Annotated in this window: 1 protein-coding gene; it reads left to right on the top strand. The window is 74.0% G+C overall.

Annotated features, from left to right (window positions below):
* Positions 1 to 204 precede the first annotated feature (204 nt).
* Positions 205 to 735: a peptidylprolyl isomerase gene (locus G9H71_RS22920; protein WP_166285038.1), complete on the top strand. Its 531-nt coding sequence runs from the start codon at positions 205 to 207 to the stop codon at positions 733 to 735.
* The last annotated feature ends 31 nt before the right edge of the window (positions 736 to 766 follow it).

The raw sequence follows: 766 nt of genomic DNA, 5'->3' as shown, positions 1-766 counted from the left end.
GCAGGCCGCCCGCGACACGCGGACGGCCGATCTCCGTTCGCCGGACGCGATGCCCCGTCACGCGGCGCCCATGCCACGCGGTGGCTACCCCGCGCCGTGCCCGTGCCAGGATGGCGCGATCCGGCGAGCGCGCCTCGCCGACACCCGGAACGAAAACTCGTGCGGCCGCCCGGCGGCCGCCCCCTACTGACTCGCGAGGCGGATGTGGCCGAAGAGCTCTACGCGACGCTGCACACGACCGAGGGCGACATCGTCGTCCGGCTGTTCCCCGACCACGCCCCGAAGACCGTGCGCAACTTCGTCGAGCTCGCCGAGGGCTCGAAGGAGTGGGTGGACCCGCGCGACGGTCAGCGCACGACGCGGCCGCTCTACGACGGGACGCTCTTCCACCGGGTGATCCCGGGCTTCATGATCCAGGGCGGCGACCCGCTCGGCACCGGCACCGGCGGCCCCGGCTACCGCTTCGCCGACGAGTTCCACCCCGAGCTGCGCTTCGACCGCCCCTACCTGCTGGCGATGGCCAACGCCGGGCCGGGGACCAACGGCTCGCAGTTCTTCATCACGGTCGCCCCGACCGGCTGGCTGGACCGCAAGCACTCGATCTTCGGCGAGGTCGTCGACGCCGACAGCCGCGGCGTGGTCGACCGCATCGTCGCGGTCCCGACCGGGCAGCTCGACCGCCCGGTGCAGGACGTGGCGATCACCTCCGTGGACGTGGAGCGCCGGCAGGCCTGAGCCTGTCCGCCGCCCCTCCCGCGCCCGGCCG

This window comes from Motilibacter deserti, assembly GCF_011250635.1.
GTDB classification, from domain to species: domain Bacteria; phylum Actinomycetota; class Actinomycetes; order Motilibacterales; family Motilibacteraceae; genus Motilibacter_A; species Motilibacter_A deserti.
The sequence above is the reverse complement of the archived record's forward strand: the minus strand, read 5'-3'. Positions and strand labels throughout refer to the sequence as shown.